The following is a 26,515-nucleotide window of genomic DNA, read 5'->3' as shown; positions in this document are numbered from 1 at the left end:
TTAAATCGCCTGATTATTGCTGCTTTGTTGGTGGAAAATATCCTTTTCGATTGGCTTTTTATGTTCGACGTTATGCCCCCTTTAATACTCCTGATAGGCTTGAGACATGCTTAATTATAGTAAAATAAATCAGATGTTTAACCAAGAAGAAGAGACTACGATTCATCTTGAGATGCTTTACAATATCGCGATTAATAATTATCAGGGACTATCTCGATTCTCAATTATTTTGATTAAAGACAATCAAGCCTCCAATTATTTTGTCCGTGATAGACTTGTAGCCGATTGTAATGGTGAAATTTTTACTCAAAAAGTAAATAAAGGGACCAGTCTTCCCAAAATGATAAAGTTAAATTCAGAACGTGTAGTGAACGATCTATCCAGTCTAAAATTAAATGCAAGAACCCTTTATTTATTAGAAAATGGTCATCGTAGTAGTTTTTCTTATCCCTTGGTGTTCAAGGGGCGTCCGATTGCTATTGTATTTTTTAATGCCTCAGAGCTTAATTTCTTTGCAGAAAATTCAGTACAGCAAGACATGTTATTTTTATCTATGCTCATTCGTTCTATCATGGTACGTCAATTTGAGAAAAAACAATTTATTAGTATTTCACTCGCGATCGCATTAGATATGGGTCATGCCAAAGATCCTGAAACAAAAGGGCACCTACATAGGATGGAGCGTTATAGCTCAAAACTTGCTTCTCTCTTAAGTAAAGAAAAAGGTATTTCCCATGAGTTTATTCGTTGTATCGAATCGTATGCGGCTTTTCATGATATAGGTAAATATAAGATCCCAGATGAGATTTTATTTAGTAGTACGATCTTTACCCCAGAAGAACGTAAAATCATGAATCAGCATTGTAGGCATGGGGTTGATATTATTAATGGTGTGCTTGGGTATTTTCCTGAGAATCTACGGCATGTTGAAGAATATCGTTTTTTAAAAAATATTATTCTTCACCATCATGAACATTTTAATGGTAATGGTTATCCGATGGGATTAAAAGGGGATGCTATTCCGTTAGAAGCTCGGATAGTAATGGTCGCAGATGTGTTTGATGCGTTATTAAGTAAACGTTTATATAAACAGGCTTGGAGCATTGATGATGTTGTTACCTATATGAAAGATAACTCAGGCATTATGTTTGACCCTGATTGCATCAATTCTTTAATCTCTAATCTACCTGAATTTATTGAAATTTATGAAGCTTATGCTGATTAAATTGAGGGCTAATATCTGCTATTGCAGGCCCTTGTAAACTATTCTGGTAGCCATCGTTCGTTAAATGTAATGGAAAGTGTAATTCTTGTTGGTTATGCCTCGCTATAATAGAAATTGAATCCGCTTGTAGTAGTGCTTTCAGCATTTCAGGTGGAATTTCTGCAAGTATTAAGTCATGAATATCATAATGTGTTTTACTCATACCGAATTCTTCTTGTAACGCATTCAGTTCAATTTCGGTTAAAACTTGATTGTCGGTATTTAATTTTGATTCATTAATTGGTTTTTTCATCGCATAACCTCGTAAGAAATAATCACTGTTACGGGACTAACGCAGTCATGATAGTCGTTTAACTAGACTACATTTAGTGTAATGTACGATAGCTCTATAGTAAGTCAGTCATTATTGTTAAAAGTTCGGTATTTTTTAATATTTAAACTTAAATTGTGAACAAGCTAATTGTGATTTTGTTTATTTGCTAAATGTTCAATTTTTATGAACGATAGGTTAATTTCATTCTAATGTTTTTAACTTATAGAGCAGGTTATACTATTGGCTCTTAGAAAGAGAGAGTCCAACATGTTCAAATTCGTTACCAATTCGTCATTTAAAAAAACAGACCTATTGTTTATCACTATCGGTTTATTGTGTCTAACACCGCTTATATCATCACCCGTGGCTTTAATATTGGGTTTTATGCTGGCCACGTTAGGTCTTGTTCCTCAAGGTATCAATTTAAGTGTCATCACTAAAAAAACACTGGCTTATTCTATTGTCGGTTTAGGTTTCGGTATTAACTTAGAAGACGCGATAATTGCGACGAAAGATGGGATTGGCATTATCGTTACGTCTATCTTCTTTACCTTAATATTAGGTTGGTTTTTAACTAAAGCGCTTAAAATTGAAAAAAAAACCGGTTATTTAATTTCTGCGGGTACAGCAATCTGTGGGGGGAGCGCGATTGCTGCTGTGGCGCCAGCCATTAATGCTAAAAATGATCAGACCTCGCTGGCATTAGCGACAGTATTTATTCTTAACTCTGTGGCATTATTCTTATTTCCTGTTATTGGTCATCTACTGGACATGAGTCAGCATGCATTTGGGGTATGGAGTGCGATTGCTATTCACGATACGTCATCTGTTGTCGGTGCAGCTTCAGCTTATGGTGATGAAGCATTATTAACGGCTACCACATTAAAATTGGCCCGCGCTTTATGGATCGTACCTGTGGCGTTTATTAGTGCCTTATTATTTAAAGGTGACAGTAAAAAATTAACAATTCCGTTTTTCATCTTATTCTATTGTTTTGCTATTTTTATTGCGTACGTATTGCCGGACTATCAGGTGTTTTATCAAGGTATTTTCAGTGTTTCTAAACACGTATTAGTCATGTGTTTGTTCTTGATAGGTGCGGGTATCACGGTACAAAAAATAAGAGATGCAGGTGTAAAACCATTATTGTTAGGTGTGTTACTTTGGATTGCTATTAGTGTCAGTTCACTGGTTTATATTTTGTTTTTTATGTAGTCGTATTGTTATAGATAGATAGATAGATAGATAGATAGATAGATAAAGCGTTTAAAAGAGAGGTTCTACCACCTCTCTTTTTTATGTGTTTGCTTTTTTTTCTGCTTTCTTTTTCCTTAATAGATAGGTTATCAATAATGAAAATGCGGTGAGATCTAATGCTGATGATATTAATCCACTCGTGAAAACGGACAATAGTATAGATAAACATACCAGTAGTATTATGAGTTTGTTGATAAGCATATTGGCTCCTTGCGATTACTTGTATTTGTATTATTGAAGTAATAAGAGCAAAATGGGAAATACCGTAAATTTATATCTAATAACTAATAACAATTCTTCGTGTATTCAACACGTTGTTTTCATACTTCTTGCACTATTCTTATGATGCTCAATTTACATTTGTGAGGTCGGTAATGAAGGAAATACCACATGGTTTAATTAAGGGTGAGGTTACTGGGCGTATTAATTGGACTGATAGCGAATTCAGTTTACAAGTCACCGCCGAAATATCTCGTTATACCGCAGGCCAATTTACTAAGCTAGCACTGTTCGATGAGGCTGGAGAATGGATTCGTCGGGCTTATTCATTTGTTAACTCACCTAATCAGGCGCAGGGTCAACAGGTGATGGAATTTTTGATTATCACTGTGCCTGATGGGAAATTATCGCCACGCTTAGATAAGTTACAGGTAGGCGATGAAGTATATGTAGGGAAAAATCCTGCCGGATTTATGACCTTGGATGAGATCCCGCGTTATACGAAAGATCTATGGTTGTTGTCGACTGGCACTGCGATTGGCCCTTTCCTATCATTACTTGATGAAATGGATACTCAGCAGCGTTTTGATAATGTGGTATTGGTGCATGCCGTGAGAACGTCTGTCGAGTTAGTTTATCAGGATAAAATTCGGCTACTTGAAGCGCGATATCAGGGTAAGTTTCATTATGTACCAGTCGTGTCTCGAGAAAATAGGAAAGAAACATTACGCGGTCGGATCCCTGCCTTACTGGAGACCGGTGAGTTGGAAAAAGTAGCGGGTGTACCATTGACTCCGGAACGTAGTTTTTTCTATTTATGTGGTAATCCGAGTATGGTTAAGGACACGAGTGAGGTGTTAAAGCAGCTCGACTATCAAAAACACTCACGTCGCAGTTCCGGTCACTTTAGTTCAGAGAACTATTGGTAGTTACTTTCTCGTCCTTTTTTCGTATGTTGTAAAGCGGCTTGTTGCTTTAACCAGACCTTAAAACATTCAATTGCGGGCGAGTGATGATGTTGGATCAAATAATATCCAGCTTGTGCATCGATAGGACTGAAGGGCGAGGCTAAACCAGCTTTGGCTAGACCCGCTGTGGTTAAATCATTATCAAGCAGTGCGCAGCGGGCTAATGCAACACCTAACCCAGCGGCTGCGGCTGCAATTGCCATATCTGTACGATTAAAATAATGCCCGTGTTTACTGAGCACATTCTTTCCTGTGTTTGCTTGTTTTGTTTTTGGCGTTTCGAGAGACATTTGCTGTAACCAAAATTTCCATTCAGCGTTTTTATCGGCATGCTGCCAAGGCATCGCATCATGTAAGAGCGTAATCGTTTTCCAGAAATTACAGCTGTCACTATCGTTAATTTGGTTATTATTCGCCATATCCCAATTAAATTTTTCCATATATTGCGGGCTCATCACAGGCAATAACTGCTCTGCCAATAACAATTCAGCGTTAATCTTCTTATCACTCGATTGATAGGGGCTTTGGCCATAATCAATTGCCAGATCAAAATTAGTATCGGTATGATCCACTAGTGCTCCTTCGGCAAAGGTATGGATCTTAATATCTGGGTATTGCTGATAGAAATCTTGTAAGCGGGGGACTAACCATTTATATGCAAAAGAGGGGGTGAGTTTAAGATGCACCTCACCTGCATGGCGATTAACTTGTTGTAACTGGCTAATGACATCGCCAATATCCGTTAAGCTTTGTTCGACGACTTGATGTAATTGATATCCTGCTGAAGTTAAACGAATACCACGAGAATGGCGTTCAAATAGGGTCAATTTAAGGTTTTGTTCCAACTGTTTTATTTGCTGGCTAATGGCACCAGTCGTTATATGGAGTTTTTCAGCGGCTTGAGTAAAACTATTGCAACTGGCCGTCGCCGTAAATGTCGCTAAACCGGATAATAGATTATCGTTAATTTTTATCATCAATGGCTCCAATCTCGATTTTGCGTTTAGTTTATCTAAAGGCTGATGTTAATACTTATGGATTGTTAAGTAAATGTAACCTCCTTATGCTAGCCGTATTATTTATTGGTGATGGTCGGTATAACATGAAAGTGATGGTATTAGGTTGTGGGGTTATTGGATTAACGTCGGCGTGGTATCTGGCAGAAGCGGGTCATGAGGTGACCGTCATTGACCGTCAGGCAAAGGGGGCTGAGGAAACCAGTTTTGCTAATGCCGGGCAGATTTCTTATGGTTATTCTTCGCCTTGGGCTGCACCAGGCATTCCGGTGAAAGCCATTAAATGGTTGGCACAAAAACACGCGCCATTAAAAATAAAACCAGGACTATCACCTGATTTGTATTTATGGGCAGCAAAAATGTTAGCTAACTGTAATCAGCAGCGCTATGAAATAAATAAAGCGCGGATGCTACGTATTGCTAATTACAGTCGGGACTGTTTGATTGAGTTACGTCAGCAGCAAGATATTCACTATGAAGGTCGGCAAAAGGGTACCCTGCAGGTATTTCGTCATGAATCCCAGTTATCAGGGATAGCGAAAGACATTAAAGTATTGGCGGATAGCGGGACTTCATATGAAGCGCTAGATGTTGCGGGCTGTATCGCGGTCGAACCTGGATTAGCTGGCGTTAAAGATAAAATTGTGGGCGGATTACGTTTACCCGATGATGAAACTGGTGATTGTTATCAGTTCTGTCAGCAGCTTACGGCATTAGCACAAGCGGCGGGTGTTAAATTTAAATTTGGGGTAACCGTTAATAAGCTCAATCAAAATGACGGCAAAATCAGCTCGGTGGATACCAGTGTCGGGGAATTAACTGCGGATGCCTATGTCGTCGCGATGGGCAGTTATTCATCTGCATTATTATCATCAACGCTGTCACCTTTCGGGTTAGCCCTGCCTATTTATCCGGTAAAAGGCTATTCGTTGACTGTGCCTGTTGTTGATAGTGCGCAAGCACCAGTATCAACCGTCATGGATGAAACCTATAAAGTAGCGATGACGCGCTTTGATCAACGTATTCGAGTTGCTGGAACGGCAGAGTTAGCCGGTTATAATTTAGATTTGACGGCTTCTCGTAAAGAGACCATCGCGATGGTTATCAAGGATTTATTTCCCAATGCTGGCGACATGAGCAAAGCTGAGTTCTGGACCGGATTGCGACCAATGACACCTGATGGCACACCTATTATTGGCAAAACGCCTGTGGCTAATTTATTCACTAATTGTGGCCATGGTACATTGGGTTGGACCATGGCATGTGGCTCCGCTCGTTATCTTGCTGATGTAGTCAGTGGGGTCACGCCAGATATCGATAGCCGTGATTTGGATGTTTACCGTTATGGTCATTAATGCTACCTAAACAAGGTGACATGATGACTTGCTAAAAATTGAGAACCCATTTCATAACCCATTTGATAATCGGCTGCTAATGCTTCATCACTGCTCCCTAAAATTCGACTTTCTAAAGCTTCGGGTGGGGCGATTTCGATGATCTTGGCATCTTCTGGTGGACTATGTATAAAGTCGATAGCTTCACTATATGAATTCTCATGGCCGGTAATAATATCCAGTACTTTCGGACAGCGTTGTGAACTGCATACCCAAGATTTCAGCTTATGTGCCCACGGTGAACGCGTATTATGGTGTGCAGGTACGGTGCGGATCACTATTATTTTTTTAGCGCCGCGATGATATGCTTCTTGAATTGGAATTGGCAGTGATACACCCCCATCGACGTAATGTTCATCGCCAATTGCGACGCCTTTTTTATATAAATAAGGTAATGCACTCGATGCTTTTAACATGGTAAGCCAATTGTCAGCGGTGGGCTCAAAAAAAGTAGGACTGAACCCACTGATGTTAGTTGCAGAAAAGAGCAGTTGACGGTTTTTTAGTTGTGCTTGTGCGCAATCCATATTGAGTTGGTGATCCGCATCATTAACCTTGTCAAAATACCAATCTAGGTTAACCGTATTGCGTCCCATCAGCGTTCGTTTCATATTAAAGAATTCAGGATGCTTGGATAGTTGCATGATTGAGCGTTTAGCATGCCCAGATTGTCTGGTCATGTAGCTTGATAAATTTTGAGCGCCAGCAGAAGTACCAATCAATAATGCGAACGGATTAAAATCTTGCGCTAACCAGCTGTCTAATACTCCGGCTGTGAAAATACCGCGTTGACCACCACCTTCAACTACCAGTGCCGCGTCTTTAATCGGTACGCTAGCGTTGCAACTGGCAATATTAATTAAGGTATTTTGGGTTATGCAGTTCATATTCAAGTCCTAAAGAAGGTAAGAGCTAAATTTATCGTATATATTAACATTTGTTAAATCGATTGAATGTTTCTAATTGATAGTATTTGGTTATCAATGGATTTTGTATCCTGGTTGTTTTCTGTTTTAAAATCTAAATTACTACCTTTTGAGTAATTATTTTAAATGCTGTTTTCTCATGCTTTTCTCATGCTTTGTCGATACTTTCGGTTTGCAGAAATAACGGCCTTTAGAATTTTTAAGTACAGTGTTATGCCATCCTTAAACATTGAAATTAAAAATAAAAACGATTGTTTATATGTGGTTACGTCTTTTTATGGTTTTTTTCATTAACTTTTTACTTTCGTATTTTAAATTTTCGCTGTATTTGATTGATGAATTAATTATCTTTTAAATTCACACTTCACCAATATAAATACTAAATCGACCCTTACTCCTAATACTCAACTTGGTACTTTATTAATACTTCCCTTTTTGTCAGATAGTGCAAAGTAATTGATGCGAGTCGCAAATATTTAGCTTAATAAACGGTTTATATTTGTTTCGAATAATCTGGTTGGAGAAGTTATATGTCTAAAATTAACAATGAAATAATTGTAAAAAATAGATTTATTCAAGGTGCGGTAGTGATTTCTGCGCTGTCATTTCAACCATTTGTGAATGCGCAGGTAAGCGCTCAGCTCGATCCCTCCCCGCAGGTATGTTTCTATGAACATGATGATTTTGCGGGTCAGAAAAATTGTTTTGATTCTACACAGCATACGGTTGGCAGTGAAAATGATACTTGGTCATCGGTAAAAGTCCCAAGCGGATCGTTGTTGACACTGTTTGAACATGATGACTATGGCGGTAAGCAATGGACACTATATCCAGGTGAATATACGAGCCTTTCAAGCCATAACTTTAACGATATAGTCTCTTCATTTAGCATTGACCCATTAGTTTGTTTTTATGGGAATGCGGACTTCCAAGGTACTCCATCTTGCTATAGCGCAAGCCATCAATCTATCGGTAAAGCGAATGACTCTTGGTCTTCGGTCACTGTCCCTGCAGGTTATAAATTGACGATTTATCAAGATGATCATTACAACGGTAGTCGTATCGAGATTAATGATGCTGGGCAGTCGCGTTTAGCCAATATTAACTTTGATAATAAAGTGTCTTCATTTTCACTGACCAAAGCAGATAAAACTTTTAACGAATATAGTTGGGTTGGCGCTCATAATGCGCATGCTTCGCAAAGCTATGTATTTGAAATCGGTTATATGAATCAATGGCTCGATATACCGGAGCAACTACGTGACCATAATGTGCGTTCATTATTAATTGATATTCGTTATGAAGATGGTCGCGTTGAGTTAACGCATGATACTGATAATGCTGGTGAGTTCATCGATAGAATGAATGATGAGATTGTTCCATTTTTGAAAGCGAACCCTGATGTGGTGCTTACTTTTGATGTTGAGGTGACGAATAACGTCTTAACGAAAGAGCAGCTGCAAGCGGCGATGGATAAAATGCCTGAATTCACTGCGATGATGTTTGATCCGAGAGACCCTGTGTGGGACGGTAAGCAAGAATGGCCGACATTAGAAGAGATGGCTGCTGCTAATCAGCGAATCATCTTCTACATAGATAAGTATGATGTGTCGGGTGATTATGGCGATTATTACGTGCTATATAGAAAAGATGTCACCATGGAGAACATGTGGGCTGTCACTGATTATGATAGTTGTGAAGAACGACATAAATACGGTGTGCCAACAGTTAATATACTGGGACATAAAACGTGGTCAAGATTATTCAGTATGAATCATTTTCCTAAGGTTCCTTTTTCTTGGGGCGCTGGATCGGATAATAACTGGGATGGACTTTATCCAAGAATTATTGATACATGCATGCCTGCCACCCTGCTAGACAAAAAGCCTAACTTTATCGCAGTTGATTTTATTGAGAAGGGCGATGTACAGGAAATAACGGAAGTGCTGAATGAAGGCGGGGTAATTTTTTATGAAGGTAATGGTGCTACACAGAATATAGTTTGCGGTATAGGCGGGGAGCAAACTCGCTATATTTCAAGTGGTCAGCACGGTTGTGAAAATGATGAAGCACGCTCTGCTAAACTCGTTGATGTACAGGCTGGCACCACGATAGTCGTGTACGACAGTCCTTCTGGTAATACTAATGATGACTATACGGTTATTCAGGTTAAGCATAACTTGTCTGAATATGTCATCAATTCATTCGAAAATAATGTCAGTAACGCAGCGATTAGCCAGTGGGCATTTCATAATAACGGATTAGATGGAAAGATTTCTTATTTTGAAGTGTTTAAGCCTGGTGATTATGAAACTACGCCTGAAATAATGCTTTATGAAGGGAATAACGCGACGCAAAATATCGTCTGTACATTGAATGTGTATGACCGTGAGTTTAATTTTAAGAAGTCAGGAAGTTGTGATAATGATGAAACGCGTTCAGCTAAATTAGTTGGTGTGAGTGCGGGAACACAGTTCACCGTTTATGATTCTCCAAATGGCGACAGAGGTGATGATTATACTCAGATAACGGTATTACAAGATATCTTAGGAACTTATGATATAGACAGTTATGAGCACAGTTATAGTGATGACTATGTACGTGTTAATTTCCATCGCCATAATGGCTTAGATGGCAAGGTATCTCGTATCAAGATCAGTGCACCATAAAGTGTGATTATAATAACCATAACTACTTTGTTATGAGCAAAAAAATAGCCCTTGTTAGGGCTGTTTTTACATATGGTTTTTTTATTTCATTGTTGGTTAGTTTAGGTAATCTTGCTGGTCTACGCTGTTTACTAACAACTCAGGTTTGATTTTTTGTAAACTCGCCGTAATAATTTGGCGTACACGTTCTCGAGACATAAATAGGCGCTCACCAATGGCGTGTAGTGTTTGTGGCTCTTCTCTACCTAGACCAAACCTTAGCTCGATGATCTCTCTATCACGGTCACATAAATGGCTTAATACTTCAGTTAAATAACTAGAAGTATCGGTATTTTCTACCTCATCATTGGGTTTACAAATAGAGCTGTCTTCAATCAGGTCAACGAGCGCAGTACTTGAGTCATTTTGGGTTTCAATGGTCCTATCTAAGCTCGCTTCTGTAAAATAATAAGCGAGCACACCAACAACGTCTTCAAACTCGATTTCGAGATTTACTGCAATTTTTCGTAGATCCTGATTACATTTCAGATCAAGTGATTCTTCACGAGCATTTTTTAAAATACGTTTGTAAGATTTACCTATATGGATAGGCACGCGGATGGTACGTGATTGATTCATGATGAAACGTTCAATGTTGTTCTTGATCCACCATACTGCATAAGTTGAAAAGCGAAATCCTTTTGTTGCATCAAACTTTTCGACGGCGTGGATTAATCCGGTATTACCTTCTTGAATGATGTCAACAAGTGACAATGACGTATGCTGATAACGTTTTGCAATATTGATTACTAATCGCAAATTAGATTGGATCATACGTTGACGTGCTTTTTGATCTCCTTCATGGACGGAAATAGCGGTATCGTATTCTTCTTCCTTGGTAAGTAAGGTGCTGTTTTTATTTACTTGTTGCATGTAAAGATCTAATGCGTTTGATTCGTTAAATAATTCCATTTTTTAACCCTCAACGTATTTTATTAGCGATACTCACTTATCCCTGTAAAAAATACGTAACTCTATGACAGATGAAGAAATTTATTTTCGTGACAGACTGTCTAATTATAATCTGCCAAATTTGAAAATATAGATAGTGATATGAATAAAAAAAGGGTCATATTGTGGATAGGTTAAAAGAACGGAACAAATAGGAGTGATGTCTGACCAGTTTTTTAGTAATTACTATCTATAATTAAGTATTTGAAATTAAATAAATTATTATATGGTCATCTGACTAATTAACATCCCTATTTACGCAGGTTGTACACTCAGGGCGGCTAGGAAGGAACCCTAATCAATCTAAGCTCCGAGATTAAGATTGAATAGGCTAGTATTTGAAAAAGTGCAACTTACATATGTGCTTTACGTTCTTCTTCGCATTCATACGAAGCCATTTCGAATATACGACATACCCAAGGTCTGTTTTCATAGATACTACACATCAAGGTGTCTCTATCGAGTGCAGCACACCAGCCATCATGGCTTTGCGCCATTACTTCACTTCCCCATTCATCTGTTGAAATGTAGCGTTTTGGCACACCAGTATCGGTTAAAATCATGACTTCTAAGCGACAACAGCAGGCTTCACAGTTAGAGCAAGTTATTTCGGTCGTTGGGAGGTTTGTTACTTCAATCGTCATTATTATGCCTTTTCTACCGGTTTAATACGGTTGTTAACAAACTCATGGGCTGAGGTTGCAATATCTGCACCTTCAGATCGTCGACCTAGATTGGCAGCTGCAATTAAGGTTGCGCCTGAACCGAAAAAGGGATCAATAACCAGATCGTCAACGCTTGAACTTTGGGTAATAAGTTTTTCAATTAATGGCACAGGTTTTTCGGTTGGATAGCCACGCCAAACCCGTTTTTCTTGCAACACATCAGGCATGCCTAAATCATGTAATTTACGTTTGCCTTTTTCGAAAAACAAAATGAATTCATAACGTGCACGATAATGGTAACCCATGCCAATTGCACATTTGTCCCAGACAATTGGTTTCCAAAACTTAAACCCGAAATCTTCAGCGATCGGTTTAATCACAAACATTGTTTCTTGATCGCAAAATAAATAAAAATGGCTGTTTTTTTTCAAGACGCGATAAATCTGTTCAATCAATGCAGGGAAATCACTGTTCGGGAAAATGCTAAACCATTGATTACTTGAGCCTGCGCTGTTTTTTAAACGCGTCGTGGTACCAATCTTTCGGTGTTTTTCTAAGGATTCATAAGGGGGATCTGTGATGACTAAATCAATACTTTCACTAGGAAGCGTTTTTAACCAGTCTACGGCATCAAGTTTATGTAGCTTCATTTATGTTATTTCAATCTTTTCGCAGTTATCTGCATGGCTTAGGGCGGCTATGTTATCAGGTAACGGCTGCAAACAGTAGTATTGCGTGTGTTATATCGAATAGACATATAAAGAGAGAGGGGTTAATCGAAAGGCATACCCCCAAGTAGCATGACGCGTATTTTGGGGATATGGATTCGGGCTATAGTGCCCTAGGTATTATTCTTCGCCGTAATCTAAATCTTCGTCTTCTTCATTGATCACGCGAATGCCATCTTTAACCAAAACTTCGACATAGAAAGATGCATCTTTGCTTAGGTCACCGCTATCAATAGATTTATTGATTTCAGACAGGTGAATAACCTGCGCTTCTTGTTCTGTTACACCATACTTACAATCAAAGTCCCAGTAATCGACACCTTTAGGTAGAACTTTATTACGTTCTCTTTTAATGTATTTTCTGATTTCGCTTTTGATAGATTCAACTTGGCGAGCTGGAACAATTTTTGGGTGGTTTAATACAAACGTTTTTTTCATCTTTACCCTTTAAGGAATTACGGAATATTTCATAACATAGGTTAATTATATCAGGGAAAGGAATAAATGTGGCAAACAGTACACTTTGTCTGCACTTTTAATCGGGTTAAGTTTTCTTGTGACGAATAATCGTGGAGTTGATTATGAAGTATGGTTTCTTAATTATCTTATTTCTCCTTACTTTTTCTGTTCAGGCAAGTTATTGCAGTGGCCGGAATTGGCGGGATGCTTATCAATTTTATACACATAATATCGACCTACTTAACTACCATATTGATCGCTATAATATATTGTTGGACAAACAATATTCGGTTAATGAAGATGATGAAAAATATACTTATTTGATTGTCAAACTATCGGTAGAAGAATTAGATAAACTCAGTATCGATGTCGAAATTTTAGAGACCAAATTTAATAAGGTAAAGCACCTGTGGCAACTGATCAGTGAACACTGCTTGCATGATGATGAGCTAGATTATAATAATATGGCGATTAAAAATGCACGAGGGGCAGATATTGGCCGACAAGAAGTGAATGATTTATTAGCTCGAATTAAATTTTTAAGACAGCGGTTTCGTTTATCGGCTCAATGAATGTTAGAAGTAATATTACTGAACATGAAACGAGGTCAATGACCTCGTTTCATGTATTTGTAAGAGACTATTTTTCAGCGACTTTGTCTGCGCGATATTCGAGGTAAAACTCCTTCATCCTTTCGTAAGGGTCAATGTAAGCTTGTTTAAAGGCTTCATAATCTCCAAGACTAAAGTATGTTGCATTTACCTTATCTACACCTTGAACAGCAAATGACAGTTTGTCAGGTTGTAAATAGGATAGTGGACTAAGGAAGTAATCCGCGCCACGCCCAACTGTATCTCTTAGGGTTGATGGGCCAAAAATTGGCCACACAATATAGGGACCATTGCCTATGCCGTATTTACCTAAGGTTAACCCCATATCTTGATTATTTGGTTGCCAATCCAAATAATCTGCAGCTGGGTCCATTACTCCTAACAAACCAACTGTCGAGTTAACAACAAAACGTCCTAGCTCAGTACCTGAGGATTTAATATCACCTTGGAATAGACTGCTGGTAAATCTGATCGGCATGGTTATATTGTGAAAGAAGTTGGCAACACCGACACGAAAAAACTGAGGCGTAATTGCCTTATAACCGATTGCCGTCGGACGCATTACCCAAAAATAAAGCTTATCATTAACATAGAACATGGTCTTGTTAAAGTAGTAGAAGGGATCTGAAACCTTATTGCTGTCATCTATCTCAGCGGGACTATCATCATCAAATGGGTCATCATCAAATGGGTCATCATCCTCTTCTGTAAATGGATCATCACCATCATCTTCTTCTGTAAACAGTCCATCATCTTCAATATAATCAGGTGTTGAACTTACGACAGTCGGGATAGATTGACTTTGTGGTAATTCGGAGTGAACTTCAGCGCTTTCTTTATTATTGCTTTTAGTTGTTGTACAACCGCTCATCACTAAGATGAGCAGTAATAACGGCACTGTAAAGAAACTGGAAAACTGATTATTCTGCATTACTTTCCGTATGAGCTAGGTTTTTTTCATTAAGTAATGTGAGTAATTCATCGGGTGTCTTTTTCAGTAATAATGCTGAATATTCCTTACGAAATGAATTAACTAAACTTCTGCCTTCCACTTTAATATCATAGATACGCCATTCATGATTTTTAAAGCGTAGTGAATAATCGATAGCTGTTTTGCTATTAATTAAGCTGTTTACACGAGCGCGTTGCATATTACGGATCGGTTTCATTGCAGATGAATCTGTGAGTGAAACTGTAAACTTACTGTCATTGTTTAGTCTGTCTAAGTATAAGTTACCAAGATGGATAGTAAAGGCGTCAGTAAACTGTTCTTGCTGGCTTTCTGTAAAACGACGATCGCTGTAATCACCAAGAGGGCGAGTCGAATCAGCTGCAAATTTCCCTAACGTCAACTCCGAGATTAATGTAAAGTCAAAATAAGTGGTCAAAACTGGCCATAATTTTTTACGTTTGACTTCAGTTGTGAGACTTGGATCATTAATAATCGTTAAGGATTTTTGCATTGCTCCATCGATTAATGCGGTTGCTTGGCTGATATTTGCAACGTGTGCGCGCACTGTACTTGTAAATAGTAGCAATGTTGAAATAGATAAAACGATTATTCTTTTCATGTGATTTCTCATAATGAAGTTGTTTGACATACTGTTACTCATCTTTGATATCATTATTTACTGTCGCCACTAAATATGTATTTACTAATAAGGTCTTCAATATCAAGCGCAGATTCTGTTTCTTCAATGCTATCACCTTCTTCTAGCAGTTCATCACTACCACCCGGGGTAAGGGATAAGTATCTGTCACCGAGTAATCCCGCTGTTTTTACCGATGCCATGACATCGACCGAGAGATTTATGCGCTTTTCAATTTTTAGTTTTACACGTGCTATTTTGATATTTGGTAGCAATATAATATCTTCAACTTGACCGATTCTCACACCTGCCATTTCGATATTAGCGCCACCTTTCAGGCCTGTCGCAGAATTAAAGTCTGCATACACACTATAGTAGTTATCACCTAACAGCTCCATTTTTCCGAGTTTAATAGTCAGGTAGCCGACGCAAAGTATACCTATCAGTACAAATATACCAACAGAGGTTTCGATGGATGATTTTTTCATAATAGTTCCAATTAAATAGGTTGATCGATTTTGAGTCACGATGACTCGTGGCCATGGACAAATTCTGAAATAACAGGGCTTTCATCATTGTTTAGTTGTTCAGGAGTACCTTGAAAAATAATGTCACCTTCATTAAGCACTGCAATGCGTTGAGAAATTGTAAATATCTCAGGAATTTCGTGGCTTACAATGATTCCGGTAAATCCGAGCTTACGTTGATAGTCTGCAATCATTTTATGTACTGCTTTTTTACGTATTGGATCTAACCCTGTCGTTGGTTCATCAAATAAGATAATTTCAGGTTCTGTGACGAGTGCGCGCGCTAGAGCGACCCTTTTCCGCATACCACCTGATAGCTGCCCTGGGTATTGTTGTTCTGTACCTAAGATATCTAGCTGTGTCATACGTTTTTCAACACGCTGTTGTATTTCTATTTTATTTAATTTACTTGCTTCTCGTAAGGGGAGAGCAATATTGTCATATACCGTCATTGAGTCAAACAGCGCAGAATCTTGAAACATGTAACTGAATTTTTTCTTTAAGTTATGTTGTTCTGTTTTTGCATGTTCGGATAAACTCTTACCATTGAATAATATTGAGCCAGAGTCAGGAGTCAATAAGCCGATAATATGTTTGAGTAAAACACTTTTCCCTTCACCACTTTTACCTATGATCGTCGTTATCTCGCCTTTAAAAACACTGAGGTTGATATTATTTAATACTTGAGTGCCATCAAATGCTTTACTGACATTACAAAATTGAATAAGTGGAATATTCATAGTTTTCCTATAATAAGACAGACGTTAAAATATAATCAATAACAAGCACGAGAATACTTGCTTGTACAACTGCTGTTGTTGTTGAAAATCCAACGCCTTTTGCGCCAAAGTTATTACGGCGAGTGTGGGTGTAATAACCGTGATAGCAGCATACCGTTATTACAGTAATAGAGAAAAATAATGATTTAATAAAACCTTCAATAACATCAGCCATGAGGACGCTGTTTTCTACACGATAGAAGTAAATCGCAGGATTAATACCTAATAATTGAGATCCAGTAAGGTAGCCGCCAAAAATGCCCACTGTATCGAAAATAGCGGTTAATAATGGAAAACTAATGAGTGCTGCAATGATGCGAGGGCTAACTAGAAATCGAATTGGGTCAATGGTCATCGTTTTAAGCGCATCGATTTGTTCTGAAATTCGCATAATTCCAATTTCTGCAGTCATTGCTGATCCTGCACGGCCGATAATCATTATTGCGGTCAACACGGGACCTAATTCACGAATAAGGGTAAGTGCGACAGCAGAACCTAATAAACCAGTCGAGCCAAATTGAGATAGGGTGTAATAGCCTTGTAACCCGAGCACCATTCCGGTAAACAGACCCGTTACACAAATAACAACAATTGACTTTGCTCCAATAAAGTAGAGTTGTTCAAGCACTCTTCGCCATTGCCAAGGACGAGAAAACATATGTGTTATCCCATGCAACAGAAATAGTGCTGCTTTACCAAAGCGTTGGAGTAAAGTCATGACTGCACGACCAAGTTGGGCTAATGGGCTAGTCAAAAAGATAGCTCGAGACATGCATATTCCTTAAGATATTTAGAGCCTGTTTGACGTTTATATTAATGATTGTCATCAAATCAGGGAATTTAAAATAGTATCAAATATTTAATCTGTCAAAAACGAACTGAAAAAGCGATCTAATTATTATTAATATGGGCACTCATTCAGATTTTATATTTTATATAATTTATTTTAGTTAATTTCATCGCAAATATATGACGGTGTACTATATTTGTAATTAGGTCGACTGGATATTTTATTCCTACTACCTTTGCAATATGTGAATAACGTGCATGGCAGATACGTGTAATTAAGATGAGTAACGTACGTGACAGGTACGACTTAGTAAAGTACGTAAGTGTAAGTAAATGTAGGTAAGAGTAAGTAAGTGTAAGTGTAAGTGTAAGTGAAGGCAAGTGTAAAGTAAGACAAATAACGTATGTGCAAGGTACGTGTAAGTGAAAGTAAGGTTAATAACGTATGTGAGAGGTACGTGTAAGTAAAAATGAAGACGAATAACGTATGTGAAAGGTACGTGTAAGTGAAAGCAAGTAAAAATGAAGACGAATAACGTATGTGAAAGGTACGTGTAGTGAAAGAAAGTGTAAATGAAGACGAATAACGTATGTAAAAGGTACGTGTAAGTGAAAGCAAGTGTAAATGAAGACGAATAACGTATGTGAAAGGTACGTGTAAGTGAAAGAAAGTGTAAGTGAAGACGAATAACGTATGTGACAGGTACGAGTAAGTGAAAGAAAGTGTAAATGAAGACGAATAACGTATGTGACAGGTACGTGTAAGTGAAAGAAAGTGTAAGGAAGTCTGTAAGTGAAGAAAGCAAGTAAATGTAAGAAGAAAAGTATTGCGAAGATAGAAGTAAGTATTTCAGTCGACCTTCTTTTCCAATATATGTAAGTCAGGCTAACAACCTGACTTTTTTTTTGCCTAAAATTCATACCCCATTGCCCTCAGCTAAATGATAATACCAATCAATGGTATAGGCCTGTCATACATATAGGTGTTATAACGTGATGATAGATTTGTCTTGGGTAGTTAGAGTATGGGCTGTTTAGGGTCTATGAAGTGTATATAAAGGGAGTAGCGAAGGGGTTAACATCCCGATATTAAAGTATATCGGGAATTAAAGTTGATAATGTCAGTTGATGTAATTAAACGTTTACTAGCATATCAATAAAGTTACGGCGTTCTGTTACTGTTGCAAGTTGAGCTGTTTTCTCACCTTGTGAATCAGTAAATGCTACTCGGTTTTTGTGAACTGAAATCGAGTGTACCGGTTGTTTAATTTGGATCTGTGTACCATTAAAAATAATAGTCATAATAAAACTCACTATATAAGGCGTAGCTTAAAGCTATCGCATAATTTGTAATAAGCTTCATTACCGTATAACGATAATATTCTGAAATCTAACTATTTTTATTATTTATAAATAGTTGATTTAGTAAGAAGTGTTTACAGCACGCAACATTTGCTGTATTTCGTTGTTCAATAATTTAGCTTTGTATGTTGGATTTTTTAATCTGGCTTACGGAGATTTTCTAGGTAAGGCTTAATCGTTGATTTTTAATTCGAGGATTGTTATTAAATAAATCTGAGCCGATAGTAACAGCGGATTTTATTAGTAGCAAGTTTATTTTTACTTATTTTTATTTATTGTGTAGGTAAATCACACTTTCAGCTATCATACCCCCCATACTGATTAAGATAACATGATGTTTTACTGATTGTTTATTTTTTAATCCACCTATGTAATTTATTGTAACGGCTAGCCGTTGGAGAAAAATATCATGAAGTACCAATGGATCTTGTTTGATGCCGATGAAACCTTATTCCATTTTGATGCGTTTAAAGGGTTGAAACTGATGTTTTCTCGTTTTGGTATTGATTTTAGTAGTGATGATTTTAGTCATTATCAGACAGTTAATTTACCTTTGTGGGTTGATTACCAAGATGGTCGAATCACAGCAACACAATTGCAAAATAAACGCTTTCAATTATGGGCGGATAAACTGAAGGTGACAACCCAAACTTTAAACAGTGCATTTATGACTGCAATGGCTGACATATGCAGTTTACTACCCGGTGCTCAAGCGCTTATTTCGGCATTAACTGGGAAAGTAAATATGGGTATTATTACCAATGGATTTACAGAACTACAGCATGTGCGTTTAGAAAAAACCGGTTTAAAAGATGTATTCGCACCACTTATTATCTCTGAGCAAGTGGGTATCGCTAAACCCGATATCGGTATATTTGAATATGCGTTAAGCCACATGGGTGACATACAGCGTGAGCAAGTGTTGATGGTTGGCGATAATCCGCATTCTGACATTTTAGGTGGGATAAATGCAGGTTTTGATACTTGTTGGCTTAATAGTGAGAATGCTGTATTACCGGATGGTATCAAGCCTAGTTATCAAGTTACGTCATTAATACAGCTGCAATCATTGCTATTAGCCGCTTAATTCGATTGTAGGCATCAAATGTTTATATTTTACGGAATGTTGCCGATATGCTTTTAGTCATCAATTTAAAATTTACTATTTAAAGTTTAATTTATTTATAGGGAAAGAAAATACATGTTTAAAGTTTCAACGCTTGCAAGCATACCGTTACTTATTGTTGCGCCAACACTGATGGCAGAACCTTTTGACCATAATAATGCGCAGCTAAGTTACCGATCTGGGCATTGGGCTGTAAATGTTGAACGTGCTATTACAGAGCGCTTTTATATGGCAGGTTTTTATCATCACACAGATGATATTGAACTAAATCCAGGTGTAAAAGCCAAAGCGAAAATACTTGGTGCAGGTTTAATGACATCAACAAATGCCGGCCATATGACAGAATTTTATGCCGGTGCGAATTTAATCCAAAGTTCAATAAGGGTATGGAAAAATGATACTCAGTCGCAAGATTCAAATTTTTACCCAAGTGTTATTGCGGGTGTAAAACTTTCTTCTAGCCCTAAATTTGAAGCTGACTTTAATGTTAATCGCGCGTTCAATGGTACAGAAGTGACATATGGTTACCTTGATTCTACGTCTTACACCCTAGGTGCTAAGTACTTTATCGATCAATCAATGGCGTTAGGTTTATCTTATGTGTGGACTCAAGATAAACCTAACGGTAAAGCAAGCAATTGGGATAATATTGGTGCGTCGTTTAGCTTATATTTTGAATAATACTAACGTGTAATAACAATTATATCCCTGTATGAAAAGACGAACATGAGGTTCGTCTTTTTTATGGTTCATTGGTAATTATTGCACTAATGAATAAAAGATCGCAGAGATAGAAATAATACCAATGAGTGTAATAAATATATTACTTAATGCCCCTGAATACTGGCGCATTGCTGGTACTTTGTGGATGGCATACATAGGCATAATAAAGAGTAATAACGCAATAATTGGTCCGCCTAGGCTTTCAATCATGTGTAAGATATTTGGATTAATAGTTGCTACTGCCCAGGCTGTTACCAGCATGAATACGGTCGTGAAGCTATTTAATACTTTCTTACTCACTTCCTTACCTTGAGTACGTGCTGCTTTAACAATTAAACCATTAAGGCCTTCACTTGCGCCAATGTAATGACCTAAGAATGATTTAGTAATAGCAATAATAGCCACGATTGGTGCCGCATAAGCAATAACAGGTGTATCAAAGTGGTTAGCCAAATACGTTAGAATTGATACGTTCATTTCTTTTGCTTCGGCAAGGTTGGCGGGTGTTAAACTTAGCACACAGCTAAATACGAAGAACATCACAGTGACTACCATCATTACATGTGCACAGAGTAAGATACGTGAGCATTTTTCCTCAGCCTCATCACCATACTCATTTTTCTTAGCCACGGCAAATGAAGAGATCACTGGTGAGTGATTAAAAGAGAAAACCATGACGGGTAAAATTAACCAAATAGCCATTATCACTGAGTTTATGCCTCTGTTGCTAGGCACCACTTGTTCGAATATTGCCGTATTCCAATAAGGGATAAGATAGAAAGCTAACATTAATAATACCGCAACAAATGGGAATACTAAGACACTCATCGTTTTAATGATTAACTGTTCACCCAATCGTACAATCGCAATTAAGCTAAGGATAAGTGCTAAGGCTAAAATAGCACGTGGTGGTGGCTGAATGTGCAGTTGGTTGAGCATGAAATCTTGTACTGTATTTGTGAGAGCGACACTGTAAACAAGTAGAATTGGGTAGATGGCAAAAAAATATAACAAAGTGATGAGCTTACCCATACCCGCGCCAAAATGCTCTTCAACAACTTCGGTTATATCAGCACTCGGTTTCGAACTTGATAGTACAAATCGAGTCATGCCTCTATGCGCAAAAAAGGTCATTGGTAATGCTAATACTGCCATGACTAATAGCGGGATCAAACCGCCAACGCCTGCAGTAATAGGAAGGAATAGGGTTCCTGCACCAACGGCGGTACCATATAACCCGAGCACCCACACAATGTCGCTTTTACTCCATGTTGAATGTGGCTTTGTTGTTGTATTTGCAGTCGAAATATTTGCTGTTAACGTATCCATTATGGATACCTCCTGTAAAAAACTGAATTTACAAAGAGTTATAGTCATCATTCTTCCGTGCTTCACCGTTACGGTGAACAAATGCACCACAATATACTTATTTGGTGCACCTCTATTTAAATACCTACTTAGTACTATAAACCCTGTTCTCAACTCCAAGTTATAAAAAATAGTTTAATCCGTCAAATAATTTTTAACGTCAAAGTGCAGGTGTGGATATGATAACTAAATAGTGTGATCCGACACTTGTTATGGGGGAGGGAGAAGAGTAATAATGATTATTAATTAATCATAAAATAGTTAAATAAGTTTAGATTGTGAAATGTACTGATATCAATGGCATAAAATAAATGCTCAATGGTTTCACCCGGAAATCGAGCATTATGATGCGTTAATTGCTACAATTGAGTCGCTATTGTTGATTTAAGCAAAGCATATTATCAATAGGTTGTGGCTCTCCAATGCCGTAGCCTTGTGCGAAATCGATACCAATAGCTTCAATTTTTTGTTTTATAGCATCATTTTCGACAAATTCCGCGACAGTTTTTAACTTCATTAAATGTCCTATTTCATTAATCGATTTTACCATTGCAGCGTCTATTGGATTAGTTAAAATATCTTTAATAAAGATACCATCAATCTTTAATGTGTTAACTGGTAGGTTTTTTAGATAAGCAAACGAAGATAAACCACTACCAAAATCATCCAGTGCGAATTGGCAGCCAAACTCACTTAAGGTATTGATGAATACTGTTGCGTTGGTAAGGTTACTAATTGCGGCTGTTTCGGTAATTTCAAACATGAACTGTTGAGGAGTTAAACCTGCTTGGGTTATATTCCGCATAATATGCTGCAATAGTTCATCATCGCCGAGTGAAGTGCCTGATAAATTAATACTAATATGGTCAAAAATATCCAATTGTTGGCTATGTTCTCGCATCCAATCTAATGTGTGATCAAATACCCAACGATCAATTGGTTGCGATAAGTTATAGCGCTCTGCGATAGGTAAAAATATGCCGGGCGCAATGATCTTGCCGTCTTTAGCTTGCATACGTAGTAGCACTTCAAAAACATGTTTATGTTCAGGATCGGATAATGCAACGATAGGCTGAGCGTAGAGTTCAAATCGGTCTTCATTAAGTGCTTCTTTTATCTCGTTTACCCAGCGGAACTCACCGTCACGAGTAGTAAGTAATTCATCATTATGGTGATAAGTATGTACTCGGTTTCGTCCTAAATCTTTAGCGGCGTAACAGGCTAAATCTGCATGAATAAGTACTTCGCTCGTGTTACCTGAATTACGGCTTATTTCTGCAACACCAATACTGACACCGATACTAAAACAACTTTTTTTCCATATGAATTGGAATTTTTTGACTTTTTCTAAGATTTCATTTGCGGCGGAAACCGCTTCAGTAAGTTGGCAGTTGCGCATTAATATGGCAAATTCGTCGCCGCCTAGTCGGGCTAATATATCGTTTGGTTTTAAGTTGTCGTCAATTAATCCTGCTACTTGGCGTAATAACTCGTCACCTGCAGCATGGCCACACGTATCATTAATTATTTTAAACTGGTCTAAGTCTAAAAAGAATAATACGTGGGTAAGTTGACTGCCTTGTGCGCTGCAAACAGCATCGGTTAATTGATGTTCGAATTCATAACGGTTAATTAATCCTGTTAGCATATCGTGTTTTGCTTGATAGGCTATTTGTTTAGCTATGATCCGAGATTCGGTAATATCTACTTGAATACCAATAAAATGGGTTATTTCGTCGTTAGCATTAGTCATTGGAATTATGGTGACTTTAGCCCAGTATAATTCACCATTTTTACGCTGGTTGTGAACTTCCTCAGACCATTCATTACCACTTGAAATACGGCTCCAGAGCGCCTTGTAAGTAGTATTGGTGGTTTCTATCGAACGGAAGAAATTGGCTTTCTCACCGATCGACTCTTTTGATGAATAGCCTGTGATTTGTGTAAATCGAGGGTTGACGTATTCAATAATCCCGTTGGTATTAGTGATCAGGATACCGTCTAAACTGCACTCAACGACTCGTGATAATTTTTGTAAATTAGACGTGTTTTGTTGTTGTAAGGTGATATCGTCACAAACCCCTACGCCACCATCTATCTCACCAGTACTTGAATACAATGGGACTAAATCAACTTCTAAGTAGGACTTTTTACGGTGTGATATTGAAATATATTCGCCTTCGAAAGTACTTATTTGTCCTTTCAATGAGGATTTCATTGCAGTGGCGAAAGGGGGATTTTTGATATTACTCAACATGTTGAAGCCAATCAGTCCATCTTTGTTCGCCCCAAATATTTTTTCAAAATGCCGGTTGGTTTTTAATAAGATCCCTTGTTTATTGTAATGGAAAATACCGACTGGAGAATGTTCAAAAATAGAGTTTAACTTTGCTTCACTTTGTACTAATTCAGCCGTTCTTTGCGCGATCTTATGACGTAGTTTTTTTAATTGTTGGCGATAGGTAATGGCCTGTATAAAAAATAGAGAAAATACAGAAAAAATAAAAAGAGCAGAGATTAGCATTATCTTATTAAAGTGTTGATTGAGTTGAAAAGAAATCGTATCAATAGTGATGTCAGCCGCCGCAATATAAACACTTCCGTCTGCGGCATAAATGGGAATGAAAATACTACGAAATCGACCCCATTTATCTTGGTATTCAATTAAGCGGGGTTGTTGATCGGTAAAAATATTATAAAGCTGGGTGTCTGCATCATTGTAAGCGGTTAAGAATTCGATATCATTGCTATCAAAACCATCGTCATCAATATTTGTGGTGCTTGCTGAAGTAAATAGGATCTGATTATCGCGCAGGATAAGCGTATATAAGTTGGATATATTTATATTTTTAGCGTAATTGGATAAGACAGTTCTGTTTATGCTATTTAGTTGCGTTGAATTTTTATCATAGGCCATTTTTTTTTGATGGAAATTGGCTGGCAATAATGAAGAGATCGTTAGGGCTGCCGTTTTTAATTTTAAATCAAGGGCTGTGTAAATGTGATTTTTCTCTTGGAGATAGCTATAAGTTGCCAAGCTAATAATAGATAAAATATAGAGTGTAATCGAAACATAAATCCGCTTATTTAATTCAAAATGCTGCATTTTTAGTGAACTATCTATGGTTGACGACTTTTAAATATGCCTGTTTTGAATATTGATTGCAACACGTTGACTGATTTTTTATACCTCTTAGGGTATAACTTTAAATTCTAGCACTTAGGTATAGCTATTGGTATGGGGAGTGTACGATTAATCGTGTGCAGGTTATATTTATCATTGACTTAGTGATTTAATTTACTCGATAAACATTAAGGACTTTACATAAATAAATAGTATATTTATATACTGTATTAATCGCACCTGTTTAGATTAAAATACCGCTCTAGGTCGTTTGGTTGATATTATCATCTGTACGTTCGACTTTCATGCAAATATTAAAGTGTCAGAAGTAAACGTTGAAAATGATAATACTTATCATTAGAATTCGTTTTTTTGCAGCGCGAATAAAGCTGACTCAATTCTGAGGGTAAATTTACGTGAAAAATATTAACTGGAAACGTCTTAATCGAAACACACATTATTGGGGGTCGATAATAATTGCGATTCCAGTGCTAATTATTATAATTAGCGGTATCTTGCTACTCATCCGATCTGAATTTTCCTGGATACAACCTACAACGATGAAAGGAATTGGCACAGAGCCTAAGCTCTCTTTTGAACAAATATTTGATATTGCATCCCAGGTACCAAACTCAGATATACACAGCTGGAAAGATATAAGTAAATTGGATGTCAAACCATCTAAAGGTATTGTTAAAGTAAGAGCTAAAAATAATATCGAAATTCAAATCGATAATACCAGCGGTCAGGTTTTACAGGTCGCTTATCGCCGTGTTGGAATTATCCAAGAATTACATGAAGGATCATTTTTTAATAAGCATATGCCATTATGGGTGTTTTTACCTGCAGCCTTTATTTTATTCATATTATGGGTAACAGGTATGTATATGTTCTTACGGCCTTATATTTTAAAACGAAAAAATAATAAGAAAAAAATAGTCTGCGAAAGTAAGAGTAGCTTACCAACTAATTAAGACAAGTACCAAATCTCAGCGCTGTATATCGACCGCGATGCAGACTAAAATATACTTAGCATATAAGTTTTAACGTTAATGTGCTTTTTTTGTTTTATTTCCTTTACATTTCGTAGGCTTAGGTAAGAATGTTACTTCTATTTCTTTTAGTCGTGGGAGTAACATGAATTTATTTTTTAGAATGTTGATTATTATTTTTCGTGCCCGTAAGCTGGATGCGGTGGCGCTTGTGAATAAACGCAGTGACGGCTTTCGGGTGTGGTTACATGATCTCGGCTGGCGCGACCATTTACCTAATTACCGTGTATTTAGTTTTATGGAATTAGGTCGTTTTGGTATCTGGCACTCTTCTCGACTCGCGTTATCTGGGCGTTATGGCTTACGCATGATTGCTGCACAAGATTTTATTTATCTAAAACCAATTCGTCCGTTTCAAGCGTTTACGATGACGACTGAAATTTTAAGTTGTGATGAAAAATATTTCTATTATCAGCACCAGTTCTTTTGTAACGACAAGCTCGTGGGTATTGGTTTAATCAAAGAAGCTGCATTGAAATCAGGAAAACCTGTTACACCACAATCATTGTTAATGGCTGATGCAGAACTTAACGGTTCGGTTATCAAGAATGTGGGAAATACAGAATTACACCCTATTGTCGAAAGTTGGCTGACGATGCAGCAAGCCATAAAAGAAAACAGCTAGATAACGACGTC

The 26,515-nt window shown here is 37.5% G+C and carries 25 protein-coding genes; 10 read left to right on the top strand and 15 right to left on the bottom strand.

The window, feature by feature from the left end; all coding sequences use genetic code 11:
• Positions 1-106 precede the first annotated feature (106 nt).
• Positions 107-1,225, top strand: coding sequence for an HD domain-containing phosphohydrolase (locus HWV02_RS17605; protein WP_211676998.1), 1,119 nt, complete (start codon positions 107-109; stop codon positions 1,223-1,225).
• On the opposite strand, the gene HWV02_RS17600 is transcribed toward HWV02_RS17605, so the two are convergent.
• Positions 1,194-1,517, bottom strand: coding sequence for a hypothetical protein (locus tag HWV02_RS17600; protein ID WP_211676997.1), 324 nt, complete (start codon positions 1,515-1,517; stop codon positions 1,194-1,196). The two genes, HWV02_RS17605 and HWV02_RS17600, sit on opposite strands and share 32 nt — an antisense overlap.
• A 288-nt stretch (positions 1,518-1,805) precedes the next feature.
• On the opposite strand from HWV02_RS17600, the gene HWV02_RS17595 reads away from it, so the two are divergent.
• Positions 1,806-2,753 (top strand): YeiH family protein, encoded by a 948-nt coding sequence (locus HWV02_RS17595; protein ID WP_211672714.1) that lies wholly within the window; start codon positions 1,806-1,808, stop codon positions 2,751-2,753.
• 416 nt (positions 2,754-3,169) lie between these two features.
• The gene (locus HWV02_RS17590; RefSeq protein WP_211676996.1) at positions 3,170-3,943 is read left to right on the top strand and encodes a ferredoxin--NADP reductase; all 774 of its coding nucleotides are present in this window, start codon (positions 3,170-3,172) and stop codon (positions 3,941-3,943) included.
• Here HWV02_RS17590 and HWV02_RS17585 read toward each other — a convergent pair.
• Positions 3,934-4,959 carry a LysR substrate-binding domain-containing protein gene (locus HWV02_RS17585; protein ID WP_211676995.1) on the bottom strand — a complete coding sequence of 342 codons (1,026 nt, stop codon included), beginning with the start codon at positions 4,957-4,959 and terminating at the stop codon, positions 3,934-3,936. The two genes, HWV02_RS17590 and HWV02_RS17585, sit on opposite strands and share 10 nt — an antisense overlap.
• A gap of 86 nt (positions 4,960-5,045) precedes the next feature.
• On the opposite strand from HWV02_RS17585, the gene HWV02_RS17580 reads away from it, so the two are divergent.
• Positions 5,046-6,353 (top strand): D-amino acid dehydrogenase, encoded by a 1,308-nt coding sequence (locus HWV02_RS17580; protein ID WP_304610873.1) that lies wholly within the window; start codon positions 5,046-5,048, stop codon positions 6,351-6,353.
• Between the two features lie 2 nt (positions 6,354-6,355).
• On the opposite strand, the gene HWV02_RS17575 is transcribed toward HWV02_RS17580, so the two are convergent.
• A complete protein-coding gene (locus tag HWV02_RS17575) occupies positions 6,356-7,279 on the bottom strand; it encodes a patatin family protein (RefSeq protein WP_211688960.1) in 924 nt (307 codons plus the stop codon).
• A gap of 569 nt (positions 7,280-7,848) precedes the next feature.
• Between HWV02_RS17575 and HWV02_RS17570 the strand changes: the two genes are divergently transcribed.
• Positions 7,849-9,987, top strand: a complete 2,139-nt coding sequence (locus tag HWV02_RS17570) for a peptidase inhibitor family I36 protein (protein ID WP_211688958.1) — start codon at positions 7,849-7,851, stop codon at positions 9,985-9,987.
• Positions 9,988-10,083: 96 nt separating this feature from the next.
• Here the strand turns inward: HWV02_RS17570 and HWV02_RS17565 are convergent, their stop codons facing one another.
• The 4 genes from HWV02_RS17565 to HWV02_RS17550 all read right to left on the bottom strand — a co-directional run bounded on the left by HWV02_RS17565 (position 10,084) and on the right by HWV02_RS17550 (position 12,808).
• Positions 10,084-10,938 (bottom strand): RNA polymerase sigma factor RpoD/SigA, encoded by an 855-nt coding sequence (locus HWV02_RS17565; RefSeq protein WP_211676992.1) that lies wholly within the window; start codon positions 10,936-10,938, stop codon positions 10,084-10,086.
• A gap of 392 nt (positions 10,939-11,330) precedes the next feature.
• Positions 11,331-11,621: a YkgJ family cysteine cluster protein gene (locus tag HWV02_RS17560; RefSeq protein WP_211676991.1), complete on the bottom strand. Its 291-nt coding sequence runs from the start codon at positions 11,619-11,621 to the stop codon at positions 11,331-11,333.
• 2 nt (positions 11,622-11,623) lie between these two features.
• Complete coding sequence (locus HWV02_RS17555; RefSeq protein ID WP_211688956.1) at positions 11,624-12,292, bottom strand: site-specific DNA-methyltransferase; 669 nt, start codon at positions 12,290-12,292, stop codon at positions 11,624-11,626.
• 198 nt (positions 12,293-12,490) lie between these two features.
• Positions 12,491-12,808, bottom strand: a complete 318-nt coding sequence (locus HWV02_RS17550; RefSeq protein ID WP_211676989.1) for a DUF6172 family protein — start codon at positions 12,806-12,808, stop codon at positions 12,491-12,493.
• Between the two features lie 143 nt (positions 12,809-12,951).
• Between HWV02_RS17550 and HWV02_RS17545 the strand changes: the two genes are divergently transcribed.
• The gene (locus tag HWV02_RS17545) at positions 12,952-13,401 is read left to right on the top strand and encodes a hypothetical protein (RefSeq protein WP_211676988.1); all 450 of its coding nucleotides are present in this window, start codon (positions 12,952-12,954) and stop codon (positions 13,399-13,401) included.
• A gap of 67 nt (positions 13,402-13,468) precedes the next feature.
• Here the strand turns inward: HWV02_RS17545 and HWV02_RS17540 are convergent, their stop codons facing one another.
• From HWV02_RS17540 to HWV02_RS17515, 6 genes are all read right to left on the bottom strand, one after another.
• Entirely contained in the window at positions 13,469-14,371 is a 903-nt protein-coding gene (locus HWV02_RS17540; RefSeq protein ID WP_211676987.1) for a VacJ family lipoprotein, read from the bottom strand.
• Positions 14,361-15,011, bottom strand: a complete 651-nt coding sequence (locus tag HWV02_RS17535; RefSeq protein ID WP_211672704.1) for a phospholipid-binding protein MlaC — start codon at positions 15,009-15,011, stop codon at positions 14,361-14,363. Before HWV02_RS17535 ends, HWV02_RS17540 begins: the two co-directional genes overlap by 11 nt.
• 53 nt (positions 15,012-15,064) lie before the next feature.
• Positions 15,065-15,517 carry an outer membrane lipid asymmetry maintenance protein MlaD gene (mlaD, locus tag HWV02_RS17530; protein WP_211676986.1) on the bottom strand — a complete coding sequence of 151 codons (453 nt, stop codon included), beginning with the start codon at positions 15,515-15,517 and terminating at the stop codon, positions 15,065-15,067.
• Between the two features lie 35 nt (positions 15,518-15,552).
• Positions 15,553-16,296, bottom strand: a complete 744-nt coding sequence (locus HWV02_RS17525) for an ABC transporter ATP-binding protein (protein ID WP_211676985.1) — start codon at positions 16,294-16,296, stop codon at positions 15,553-15,555.
• 7 nt (positions 16,297-16,303) lie between these two features.
• Positions 16,304-17,107, bottom strand: coding sequence for an ABC transporter permease (locus HWV02_RS17520; protein ID WP_211672701.1), 804 nt, complete (start codon positions 17,105-17,107; stop codon positions 16,304-16,306).
• 1,151 nt (positions 17,108-18,258) lie between these two features.
• On the bottom strand, positions 18,259-18,426 hold the full coding sequence (locus HWV02_RS17515; RefSeq protein ID WP_211672700.1) for a hypothetical protein: 168 nt from the start codon (positions 18,424-18,426) through the stop codon (positions 18,259-18,261).
• A gap of 469 nt (positions 18,427-18,895) precedes the next feature.
• Here HWV02_RS17515 and yjjG point away from each other — a divergent pair, with 469 nt between their 5' ends.
• Together yjjG and HWV02_RS17505 are read left to right on the top strand one after the other, a co-directional pair.
• Positions 18,896-19,573: a pyrimidine 5'-nucleotidase gene (gene yjjG, locus HWV02_RS17510; RefSeq protein WP_211676984.1), complete on the top strand. Its 678-nt coding sequence runs from the start codon at positions 18,896-18,898 to the stop codon at positions 19,571-19,573.
• A gap of 114 nt (positions 19,574-19,687) precedes the next feature.
• Positions 19,688-20,293, top strand: coding sequence for a hypothetical protein (locus tag HWV02_RS17505; protein ID WP_211676983.1), 606 nt, complete (start codon positions 19,688-19,690; stop codon positions 20,291-20,293).
• 78 nt (positions 20,294-20,371) lie between these two features.
• On the opposite strand, the gene HWV02_RS17500 is transcribed toward HWV02_RS17505, so the two are convergent.
• Both HWV02_RS17500 and HWV02_RS17495 read right to left on the bottom strand, forming a co-directional pair.
• Positions 20,372-21,664 carry a serine/threonine transporter gene (locus tag HWV02_RS17500; RefSeq protein WP_255550527.1) on the bottom strand — a complete coding sequence of 431 codons (1,293 nt, stop codon included), beginning with the start codon at positions 21,662-21,664 and terminating at the stop codon, positions 20,372-20,374.
• A 412-nt stretch (positions 21,665-22,076) separates the two neighbouring features.
• A complete protein-coding gene (locus HWV02_RS17495) occupies positions 22,077-24,809 on the bottom strand; it encodes an EAL domain-containing protein (RefSeq protein WP_211688954.1) in 2,733 nt (910 codons plus the stop codon).
• A 434-nt stretch (positions 24,810-25,243) separates the two neighbouring features.
• On the opposite strand from HWV02_RS17495, the gene HWV02_RS17490 reads away from it, so the two are divergent.
• Entirely contained in the window at positions 25,244-25,801 is a 558-nt protein-coding gene (locus HWV02_RS17490; RefSeq protein ID WP_211688952.1) for a PepSY domain-containing protein, read from the top strand.
• 163 nt (positions 25,802-25,964) lie between these two features.
• The gene (locus tag HWV02_RS17485; protein ID WP_211676980.1) at positions 25,965-26,504 is read left to right on the top strand and encodes a thioesterase family protein; all 540 of its coding nucleotides are present in this window, start codon (positions 25,965-25,967) and stop codon (positions 26,502-26,504) included.
• Positions 26,505-26,515: the final 11 nt, after the last annotated feature.

Source organism: Moritella sp. 28, assembly GCF_018219435.1.
Lineage (GTDB): Bacteria > Pseudomonadota > Gammaproteobacteria > Enterobacterales > Moritellaceae > Moritella.
Note: the sequence above shows the minus strand (reverse complement) of the source record. Positions and strands in the feature narration are given on the sequence as shown.